Origin of the sequence: Ectothiorhodospira lacustris, from assembly GCF_022227785.1 — a bacterium.
GTDB lineage: Bacteria > Pseudomonadota > Gammaproteobacteria > Ectothiorhodospirales > Ectothiorhodospiraceae > Ectothiorhodospira > Ectothiorhodospira lacustris.
Window position 1 is genome coordinate 18015 of sequence record NZ_JAJNQM010000044.1, and the last position, 10102, is coordinate 28116.

At 64.6% G+C, this 10102-nt stretch carries 12 protein-coding genes; 5 read left to right on the forward strand and 7 right to left on the reverse strand.

Annotated elements, in window-relative coordinates:
- The first annotated feature begins 55 nt into the window (after nt 1-55).
- Complete coding sequence (locus LQ952_RS09840; protein ID WP_238622481.1) at nt 56-505, forward strand: arsenate-mycothiol transferase ArsC; 450 nt, start codon at nt 56-58, stop codon at nt 503-505.
- Between the two features lie 23 nt (nt 506-528).
- Here the strand turns inward: LQ952_RS09840 and moaC are convergent, their stop codons facing one another.
- Nucleotides 529-1023, reverse strand: coding sequence for a cyclic pyranopterin monophosphate synthase MoaC (moaC, locus tag LQ952_RS09845; protein WP_238622482.1), 495 nt, complete (start codon nt 1021-1023; stop codon nt 529-531).
- Nucleotides 1024-1119: 96 nt separating this feature from the next.
- Here moaC and LQ952_RS09850 point away from each other — a divergent pair, with 96 nt between their 5' ends.
- Both LQ952_RS09850 and LQ952_RS09855 read left to right on the forward strand, forming a co-directional pair.
- The gene (locus LQ952_RS09850) at nt 1120-1353 is read left to right on the forward strand and encodes a MoaD/ThiS family protein (protein WP_238622483.1); all 234 of its coding nucleotides are present in this window, start codon (nt 1120-1122) and stop codon (nt 1351-1353) included.
- Nucleotides 1354-1357: 4 nt separating this feature from the next.
- Nucleotides 1358-1795 carry a molybdenum cofactor biosynthesis protein MoaE gene (locus tag LQ952_RS09855; RefSeq protein WP_238622484.1) on the forward strand — a complete coding sequence of 146 codons (438 nt, stop codon included), beginning with the start codon at nt 1358-1360 and terminating at the stop codon, nt 1793-1795.
- Nucleotides 1796-1813: 18 nt separating this feature from the next.
- Here LQ952_RS09855 and LQ952_RS09860 read toward each other — a convergent pair whose 3' ends face one another.
- The 6 genes from LQ952_RS09860 to LQ952_RS09885 all read right to left on the reverse strand — a co-directional run bounded on the left by LQ952_RS09860 (nt 1814) and on the right by LQ952_RS09885 (nt 8191).
- The gene (locus LQ952_RS09860) at nt 1814-3205 is read right to left on the reverse strand and encodes a DegQ family serine endoprotease (protein ID WP_238622485.1); all 1392 of its coding nucleotides are present in this window, start codon (nt 3203-3205) and stop codon (nt 1814-1816) included.
- 273 nt (nt 3206-3478) lie between these two features.
- Complete coding sequence (locus tag LQ952_RS09865; protein ID WP_238622486.1) at nt 3479-4420, reverse strand: DnaJ C-terminal domain-containing protein; 942 nt, start codon at nt 4418-4420, stop codon at nt 3479-3481.
- 86 nt (nt 4421-4506) lie between these two features.
- Nucleotides 4507-4941: an Hsp20/alpha crystallin family protein gene (locus LQ952_RS09870; RefSeq protein ID WP_238622492.1), complete on the reverse strand. Its 435-nt coding sequence runs from the start codon at nt 4939-4941 to the stop codon at nt 4507-4509.
- A 97-nt stretch (nt 4942-5038) separates the two neighbouring features.
- Entirely contained in the window at nt 5039-5257 is a 219-nt protein-coding gene (locus tag LQ952_RS09875) for a DUF2835 domain-containing protein (RefSeq protein WP_238622487.1), read from the reverse strand.
- A gap of 45 nt (nt 5258-5302) precedes the next feature.
- The gene (locus LQ952_RS09880) at nt 5303-6169 is read right to left on the reverse strand and encodes a YicC/YloC family endoribonuclease (RefSeq protein WP_238622488.1); all 867 of its coding nucleotides are present in this window, start codon (nt 6167-6169) and stop codon (nt 5303-5305) included.
- Nucleotides 6170-6298: 129 nt separating this feature from the next.
- Complete coding sequence (locus LQ952_RS09885) at nt 6299-8191, reverse strand: TonB-dependent receptor plug domain-containing protein (protein ID WP_238622489.1); 1893 nt, start codon at nt 8189-8191, stop codon at nt 6299-6301.
- A 451-nt stretch (nt 8192-8642) separates the two neighbouring features.
- Between LQ952_RS09885 and rph the strand changes: the two genes are divergently transcribed.
- Nucleotides 8643-9359, forward strand: coding sequence for a ribonuclease PH (gene rph, locus LQ952_RS09890; RefSeq protein ID WP_238622490.1), 717 nt, complete (start codon nt 8643-8645; stop codon nt 9357-9359).
- Between the two features lie 117 nt (nt 9360-9476).
- The gene (gene rdgB / locus LQ952_RS09895) at nt 9477-10070 is read left to right on the forward strand and encodes an RdgB/HAM1 family non-canonical purine NTP pyrophosphatase (RefSeq protein ID WP_238622491.1); all 594 of its coding nucleotides are present in this window, start codon (nt 9477-9479) and stop codon (nt 10068-10070) included.
- Nucleotides 10071-10102 lie beyond the last annotated feature (32 nt).

Consider the following 10102-nt stretch of genomic DNA (forward strand, 5'->3'; position numbering starts at 1 on the left):
GTAACGTGGTCGATCAAGAGACGCAGGGTTCCCCCGCCCCTGCAGGTGATCCTGCATGACAAACGCATCGAATCTGCGACGCAAGCCTCATATCCTGTTCCTGGGTCCGACCAATACCGCCCGGACCCTGATGGCGGAGGCCTGTGCCCGTGCATACCTGGCCGATCTGGCCGAAGTGCGTTCCGTGGGCATGCGCGCCGGCGACCCGGACGACAGGACCCTGGCGGTACTGGAGGAGGATGGCACGGACACCTCGGCACTGAGGCCCAGGGATCTGGACGCGGCGGTGCTGGAATGGGCCGATCTCATCGTCACCCTGACCCCCGACCCGACCCGGCTGCCCGCGCCCCGGGGGGACAGTTTCATCAGCAAGAACTGGCCCCTGGATGACCCACGGATGCAGGGAGACAACGGCCCGGATCTTGATGCATACCGTCGCTGCCGCGAGGAGATCAAGCGACGGGTGCGCCAGCTGGCCAACTCCATACGGCTGATGCAGCGCTGACAACCGGGATGATCACGACGGCACTACACCTGCAAACCGGCGGGATCGAGATGCCAGTCACCGGACCGGCCACCGGCCTTTTGCAACAGACGGATACCCTCCATCACCATGCCCCGGTCCACGGCCTTGCACATGTCATACACGGTGAGCAGAGCCACCTGAACCGCCGTCAGGGCCTCCATCTCCACCCCGGTGGGTCCTCGCGTTTCCGCCGTCACCCGGCAATGTACCGCAGGCGGCTGATCCGTGGTGTCCAGTTCCACCTCCAGCCGGGTCAGGGCCAGGGGATGGCACAGAGGGATCAGCTCGGCGGTCTTCTTACCGGCCATGATCCCGGCCACCCGGGCGACGCCCAGGACATCCCCCTTGCGATAGCCTCCGCCACGGATCAGCGCCAGGGTATCAGGGGACATGACGATGCGTCCCTCGGCCACGGCCACCCGATGGGTGCTGTCCTTGCCGCCCACATCCACCATATGGGCGTGGCCGGCCGCGTTGAAGTGGGTCAATCCGGGCATGCTGGACTATCCTTATGATGGGGATGGCACCCATGGTCTCAGGCCCGCCCCCACAGGTAAACATCGACCTCGCTGAAAACCGGAGTATCTCGCTACGTGACCGTCACTGTTCGCTATTTTGCCTCCCTGCGAGAGTCCGCGGGGCGCGCCCGGGAAGAGATGGATGCCGCGGGCGTCCACTGCGCCCTGGATGTCTGGCGGCGCGCCCAGGAAGGACGCCCCCTGCCCCCCGGGACGCTGATCGCCGTGAATCAGGAATATGCCGCGGCCGATCATCCCGTGCAGGAGGGTGACGAAGTGGCCTTCTTCCCGCCGGTGACGGGGGGCTGATGCCGTGGCCGTTCATCTCTTTGCCGACGCCCTGGACCCCTGGGGTACGCTGATCCGACACCAACAGGCTCTGACCGCGGGCCAGTTCGGCGCCACGGCCGTCTTCGTGGGGACCATGCGCGACTTCAATGAGGGTGATGACGTCCAGGCCATGACCCTGGAACACTATCCCGGCATGACCGAGCGTCAGCTGGAGGCCATCGAGCAGGAGGCCCGGGAACAGTGGCCACTGGAAGACGTGCTGATCGCCCATCGGGTGGGCCGGGTACACCCCGGCGACCCCATCGTCCTCACCGCTGTCTGGTCGGCCCATCGTCAGGCGGCCTTCGAGTCCTGCCGGTTCCTCATGGAAGCCCTCAAGTCCAGGGCTCCTTTCTGGAAACAGGAGCGCCTGCAAAGCGGACAGAACCGCTGGGTGAAGAGCAGCACGCCCGGCATGTAGGGGGAACGGTTGTCAGGCCTACTGCAGCAGCAGGAAGAAGGCGCTGTTATCGCGGCGCAGATTCAGCAGTAGTCGTTGTCCGCCGGTACCGGCGGCCTGCCTGACTTCCTCCAGGCTGGTGACCGGGCGACGGTTCACCGAAAGGATCAGGTCACCCGGCCTGAGGCCGGCACGGGCGGCCGGCGAACCCGGCGCCACCCGAGCCACCAAGACGCCCTCCACCGCACCGTACAAAGGTGAGTCTTCCTGAATCGCCCCCAGGGCGGCCCCCTCCAGACGGGGACTGATGCGGCCACCGTCCAGGCTGGAGGCCTGGATCTCACTCACCTGAGCCCGGATCACACGGGAACGTTTGTCTCGCAGCACCTCCAGTTCCACGGTGGCCCCCACCCGCAGCAACCCGATGGCGTTGCGCAGCTCGGCGGCGTTGCGAACGGCACGCCCGTTCACCCGGGTGACCACATCGCCGTCCTTGAGCCCGGCCCGGGCCCCCGGCGAAGCCGGCTCCACCCGGGCGATGACCGCCCCACGGGTCTGCTCGATGCCGAAGGCCCGAGCCAGATCCGGAGTAAGGTCCTGCACCGACACGCCCAGACGCCCGCGCCGCACCTCACCATACTCCACCAGATGATCCATCACCTGCAGGGCCATGTTCACCGGAATGGCGAAACCGATACCGATATTGCCGCCACCGCGGGTCAGGATGGCGGAGTTGATCCCTACCAGTTCACCCCGCAGGTTCACCAGTGCGCCGCCGGAATTGCCGGGATTGATGGAGGCATCGGTCTGGATGAAATCCTCATAGGCCTCCACGCTCAGCCCGGTCCGCCCCAGGGCGCTGACGATGCCCGAGGTCACGGTCTGTCCCAGACCGAAGGGGTTGCCGATGGCCACCACGAAATCCCCCACCTTCAGGGCATCGGAATCGGCAGCCGGGAGTGCCTTGAGGCCCTCGGCCTCCACCTGCAGCACCGCCAGGTCGGTGGCCTGGTCGGTACCGATCACCTTTGCATCCAGGCGGCGGCCATCATGGAGCGTAACCACGATTTCATCGGCATTCCGGATCACGTGGTCATTGGTGAGGATGAAGCCTCTGCCCGCATCCAGGATCACGCCGGAGCCCAGTCCCTGGGTCTGACGCTCCCGAGGGGCCTGAGGCAGGTCGAAAAAACGGCGGAAGAAGGGGTCATCGAACAGGGGGCTGACCCGTTCCTGCACCCGGCCCCGGGTGGCCAGGTTCACCACACCGGGGATGGTCCGCTCCAGCATGGGGGCCAGGGACGGCAGGGGTTCGCCATCCACTTCTACCGGCAGACGGGCGGCCGCCGGCAGGCTCAGGCCCAGCAGGAGTACCAGCAGGAGGGGCCACAAGAGAGGTTTGTGCAACGGATGAAGGTGTTTCGTTCTCATGGCGAATCGTCAAGACACTGAGTTGCTTGAAAGGAACGCCCCGCGCTTCCCTGGCACGTTTCCATCCCGTCATTCCCGCGAATGCGGGAATCCAGTCACGGGCTGAAAATCCTGGGCTCCCGCCTACGCGGGAGTGACGACAAAGGGGCCTACGCAGCAGTGAAAACAAAGGGTCTGCCAGGGCCTCCATTGAGACTGTCGGTAAGCCTTCGGGTTCAATACCGACCATCGCCATCCCATCATCCTTCGCGGCAATTTCGGCCACGGGGCCATTCAGGACTTCAGGTGCGCCCTGGGGTCGAAAGGCATTTCCTTGCTCATGCGTTCGTACAAGGATCGGGCGGCCTTCTCGTCGGCGGGCGGCGTGTGGATCTGCAACACCAGGTACTGGTCCCCCGGCGGGGCCCCCGGCAGACCGCGCCCCTTGAGCCGCAAACGGCGGCCGGACTGTGAGCCGGCGGGGATCTTCATATCCACCCGCCCCTCCAGGGTGGGCACGCTCACCGTCGCCCCCAGGGCCGCTTCCCAGGGGGTAATCGGCAAATCCAGATGGACATCCCGTCCTTCCAAACGGAAGTAGGGATGGGGTTTGATATGGACCTCCAGATACAGATCACCCGCCGGTCCGCCGCCGGCGCCCGGGGTGCCCTGCCCCGTCAAGCGAATGCGCTGACCCTCGGTAACACCGGCCGGGACCTTCACCTGCAGGGTCCGGTCGCCGGCACGCACGGAGACGGCGCCGCCTTTGACGGCGCGTTCCAGATCCAGACGGATGCGGGCACTCCTATCCTCGCCCCGGCCGGTAAAGCCGCGCTGGGTACGGTGGCCGCGGGTTCGCTGGGCGCCCTGCCGACCGAACAAGGCCTCGAAGAATTCGGAAAAATCGCTCTGGGTGAAGCCATCATGGAAGTCACCGGAAAAACCACCGGCACGGCCACCGCCCCTCCCCCCGAACCAGGCGTCAAAATCCGGCGGCGGGCGAAAATCCTGCCCCGGGCGCCAGTGGCTACCCAGTTGATCGTAGGTTTTGCGCTTCTCCGGATCGCCCAGGACCTCGTAGGCCTCATTCACCGCCTTGAACCGTTCCTCGGCATTGGGCTCCTTGCTCACGTCCGGGTGAAACTTGCGGGCAAGGCGACGATAGACCTTCTTGATCTCGTCCTGGGTGGCGGTACGTTCCACCCCGAGCACCGTGTAATAGTCTTTGTATTCCATGGCCCGTCAGGATACTCCGAAAGCAAGTGCGCCGCGTGGGAACGCGGCGCAAAGTGGGTGTCACGGGAAAAAACCGTCGACGGACATCAGCCTTCCACGGAAATGCGACGGGGCTGGACCTTCTCCTGCTTGGGGATGCGGACCTCCAGCACACCGTTCACGCTGCGGGCGGAGATACGCTCCGCATCGGCGGTATCCGGCAGGCTGAAACGGCGGAAGAAGCTGCCGCGGATGCGCTCCACACGCTTGTAGTTCTCCCGCTCTTCCTTGGTCTCGGCCTTGCGCTCGCCGCTGATGGTGAGCACGCTGTTCTCCATGTGGATTTGGATGTCCTTGGGGTCCACGCCGGGGACATCCGCATGCAGGACATAGGCGTCCTTTTCTTCCCGGATATCCACGGCCGGCACCCAATCGGCGGCGGCGGCGGTCTCCTCGCCGCCGTAACCGCCCCCGTGCAGGCGATCAAGCTCACGGGACAACTGATTCAGAAGACTCCAGGGTTCATAACGGGTCAACATGATAACGTCCTCCTGTTCACGGCTCGTCGGTTTGGGCTGTGAGCCCCTTTCGTGAGCAGATATAGGTTCGCCGTGGAGGATTTCAAGGGGAAGCGGCCTCTCAGAGACGTTCCAGTGACAGAAGTTTGAACTGGTCGTCAACCGTGAGCCGAAAGCGGCCATGAACCCCATCATGCAGCACGAACGGACGCAGTGCAGAGGCCGGAAAACGCACCGTTCTCCCCTCCCGGGACATGGCCACTACCGCAGAGGCCGCGCCGCTGTAGTAGCGCAGGTAGTCGTCGCGAGAGATGCTGAGGTTGAAGTGAAAATGCTGCACGGGGATGGCGGGTCGGCACCGGGTTGACTGGAGAACGGCACGATCTCATTCGATGTTCTGGATCTGCTCCCGCATCTGTTCGATCTGCACCTTCAGCTCTACCGAGGCCTGGGTGGTTTCCATGTCGTTGGCCTTGGAACCCAGGGTATTGGCCTCCCGGTTGAACTCCTGCATGAGGAAATCCAGCCGTCGCCCCACCGGTTCATCCCGCTGCAGACAGGCCAGTACTTCCTTTACATGGCCGTCCAGACGGTCCAGCTCCTCGGCCACGTCCAGCTTCTGAGCCTGGAGGGCCAGTTCCTGCTCCAGCCGTCCGGGCTCCAGATCCACCCCCAGCTCACTGATGCGGGTACGCAGGCGTTCCCTCAGGGCCGTCACCACCTCCGGGCGACGGGCGCGTACCTGGGCCACCTGTTCGGTGATAGCCCGGCAGCGGCTTTCCAGCAGACTGTGAATATGGGCACCTTCACGGGCGCGGTGCTCGATCAGGGCATCCAGGGCCTCATCCAGGAGGTTCAGGGCGGAGGTATGCACCGGCTGCAGGTCGGGCTCGGACTGGCGTACCACGCCGGGCCAGCGCAGGATCTCCATGGCACTCATGCGGGCGGCGTTCATCATCCAGTGCTCCACCTTGACCACCTTGGTGATGAGTTCCTTGGCCAGGTCGTCGTTGATCTCCAGGGTGCTGTCGGTGGTGTCCGCCTTGCGAAAGCGCAGATTGCACTCCACCTTGCCCCGACCCAGGCGGGCGTTGACCCGCTCACGTACCGGACCCTCCAGGGCGCGCAACTCATCGGGCAGACGCGTGCTCACGTCCAGGTAGCGGTGGTTGACGCTGCGCAGCTCCCAGGCCAGGGTGCCGATATCGCCGGAAGATTCACATCGTGCGAATCCGGTCATGCTGCGGATCATGGGGTGTCCTTGCGGTCTCGAATGTGGCGTTGATTGTAGCGCATCCATACCCGGCTCCGGGTTCGAGGCCCCGGCAAGCGATCCATCTGCGCTCGGCGCATGGTGGCCCGGCTTACACATGTGATGAAGTCAGAAATCCACCCGGAGACTGACATAGGCCTCGGCACTGCGGCGGTTCGGCTTGATCAACGAACCTTGCGGGCGCGTATCGTACCCCCGTGCCAGGACATCGGTCAGAGATAGGGCCGCCTGCACCCGCCCCCCCAGATCACGACGCAGGTGCAGGTCCAGGAAACCGTCGCTGGCGTCGATGGCGGGACCGGTCGGGTCATCGTTCCACCGCAACGAACCGTAGTGGTAATACTCGGCGGTCAGGAGCCAGGGTTCGGTCGGGGCGAACGACAGGGCCAGGTTGACGATGTGGGCCGGCACCGACTCGACCTGCAGGCGGGCTTCACGATCGCTGCTACGACTGGACAGCAGGGACAGCCCCCCATGCAGCCACACCCGGGAGCCCGGGCGATAAGCCACCTGGGTCTCGACACCCTGCAGGATCATGCCGCCGGCATTGACGAATTCTCCCTCCGGCTCGATGCCGTGCAGCACCTTGTAGGGGACCTGGATCAGGTCATGCAGCCGGTTCCGGAACAACTTGATGTCGGTGACCAGGCGGCCATCGGCCCACTGACCTTGATACCCCAGCTCCAGAGAACGGATCACCTCGGGTGCCAGGCCGCCGGCGGAGGCGATGGCACCGTCGGCGGTACGCACCTTTTCTTCCACCAGACTGGGGGTGCGGATCGCCCTGGAGGCCACCAGCCGGAAGCTGTGGGACTCGTCGGGCATGTAGACCAGGGCCGCCCGAGGCATCAGGTCATCACCGGTGATGTCGTTGTGCTCGTACATGCCGCCCAGGTTCACCAGCCAGCGAGGATCGGGCGACCACTCCAGATTGCCGAATGCACGGTAAATCCGATTACTCACCCAACCCGGGGCATCGAAGAAATAGGGTGATTCGGAACTGTCCAGACGCGCACCCACACCCCAGACCAAGCGGGTGGCATGAGAAGCCCTCAGATGGGACTCCAGTTCCACGTCGTGGCGCCGGGAGCGGGAATTACGATTGGTGGCGAAGGGATTGTCCTGCACGTCCAGAGCAATGTATTCATCGGTCAGATCGCTGTGCTGATAGTAGTACTGCAGCCGATAGGTGGCATCGGTGTCACGGCTGTCGTGGAGTTCAAGATGCACGTGTTCCATCTGCCGCTCGAAAGTGCGAGGGGGATTTATGCGGCTGACGACCCCCTCGGACCCCTTCTGCGCCTGAGAGGCCCCGAGATGGCTGATCAGGGTGATGCCCGGCAAAAGCGTCCAGTCGATGCGCGCATCTACCGTATCCAGCCGGCGCTGATCCCGCTTACCGCGAAAGCCGTCGTCTTCCTGGTGATGGTAGGTCAGCCGGTAGGCGGTCTGAGGGGTGATGCCCCCATGGCGTATCCGCAGATCCCGGATGCCCTGGGAGCCCAGGCGGGTGACCACCCGCTGCCCCTGAGTCTCGGCCGGATGACGGGTCAGGATGTTGATGATGGCAAAAAAGGAGTTGGAACCGTAGGCTGCGGAATTCGGCCCGCGGATGATCTCGATACGCTCGATATCATCGGGACTCAACCCCAGGCTGCCCCACTGGGCACCGCCGTTGGTGGGGGTATAGATGGATCGGCCGTCCACCAGAACCTGCAACTGGCGCACGAACTGCTCACCCAGCCCATGATAAGTGACGATCGGGCGGTTGCCGTTATTTCTCCCCACCAGAAAACCCGGGACCATTCTGAGCACCTCCGCCAGGTTGCGTGCCTGGCTCCTTTCCAGCCACTGGCGATCGATCACGGTGACCGATGCGGGCGCTTCTATCAGGGGCTGCTGCAGGCGGGTGGCCGTAAGGGCCACCGGAAGGTCCATGAAATAGTCCTGCTCCAGGGCGGTCAGATCATCGGCGGCAACAGGGAGACATGCCCCGGCCATCAGGACAGCCAAACCGGCACCCCACCCTGCAGACACGCCACGCGGGCCGGCGGCATGCGCAGGCATGGACGCCATGCATGAGCGCGGTTCAAAACGGAGCATGGCCAGCCTTACGGTCGTGTCAGATCCTCTTAATGGCCAGACCATCTCATCTCTCATCCCGGCACACGTCGTCAGCAACCATCCATCGGTTTACCCGCTGTATCTAACGGACGCAACCTTCAGCCACCGACCGCATACGCGGGAGGACCGGGCCGCTCATACCCCTCCTGGATACATTCTAAGCAAAGCTGCTTCTTATGGAGAGTATAAATGATCTACCTGTCCGTCCGCACCGAAGGCCCGGCTCGCTGCCCCACTCGGAACAAGCCGGTAGACCGCAGACCGCCCTACATCAGGATGAGCGGGACGGGTATAATCCCCGGCCATTTGCCCAATTCAGGAGTCCCCCATGCGACCCAGCGGCCGTGCCCCGGACCAGCTTCGCCCCATCCGTTTCACCCGCGGGTTCACCCGGCATGCGGAAGGGTCCGTGCTGGTGGAGTACGGCGATACCCGGGTGATCTGTACCGCCACCATTGATGAGCGGGTGCCTCCGTTCCTGAAGGGCAAGGGCCGGGGCTGGGTGACGGCCGAATACGGCATGCTGCCCCGCGCGACCCATGAGCGCATGGGCCGGGAGGCGGCTCGGGGCAAGCAGGGTGGGCGCACCCTGGAGATCCAGCGCCTGATCGGCCGCAGCCTGCGGGCGGCGGTGAATCTGGAAGGGCTGGGCGAGCGTCAGATCACCGTGGACTGCGATGTCATCCAGGCCGACGGCGGCACCCGCACCGCCGCCATCAGCGGCGGCTACGTGGCCCTGTGCGACGCCATCGCCGGCCTCAAGGCCCGGCGGCAGATCAAGCGGGACCCGATGTTCGGCAGCGTGGCGGCGGTTTCCGTGGGTATCTACAAGGGCGTGCCGGTGCTGGACCTGGACTACCCGGAGGATTCCGATGCGGAGACGGACATGAACGTGGTCATGAACGAGGCCGGCGGCTTCATCGAAATTCAGGGTACGGCGGAAGGGCATGCCTTCCGGGGCGAAGAGCTGGACAGCATGCTGGCCCTGGCCCGCAAGGGAATCGCCGAGATCATCCAGGCCCAGCAGGTAGCGTTGGGCAACTGAGCTCACCCTAATGGGGGCTGGCAGACCGACTCCCACGGGCATGGGCCTCTGTGGGAGCGGCCCCCGGCCGCGAAAGATGACTGACGACGCCTACCGTATTGCGTTTCGGAGCCAAGAATGAAAATCGTGCTCGCCACCGGCAATGCCGGCAAGGTCAGGGAATTTGCGGATCTGCTGGCCGGCAGCGGCCATGAAGTCCTGCCCCAGTCCGATTTCCAGGTCAGGGAAGCCGAGGAAACCGGGCTGAGCTTTGTGGAAAATGCCATCCTCAAGGCCCGCAATGCCGCCGAACAGACCGGTCTGCCGGCCATGGCCGATGATTCGGGGATCGAGGTGGACGCCCTGGACGGGGCACCCGGGATCTACTCGGCCCGTTACGCCGGCCCCGGCGCCGCAGCGGGGCAGAACAACAGCAAACTGCTGGAAGCCCTGAAAGGGGTTCCGGAAGGTCGGCGCACCGCCCGCTTTCGCTGCATCATCGCCTTTCTGCGCCATGCCCGGGATCCTTCGCCGATCCTCTGCGAAGGGACCTGGGAGGGGGCCGTGGCCCTGCGACCGGCGGGAGATGGCGGACACGGCTACGACCCGGTGTTTCTGGTGCCGGAGTTGGGACTGACAGCGGCGCAGATCAGCGCCGAGGAAAAGAACCGGCGCAGTCATCGGGGCCAGGCGCTCACCTCGCTGCTGACGCGTCTGGGCGGGCCGCGGTAAGGGGCATCCCTCGACCGGATATTGCGCCTCTG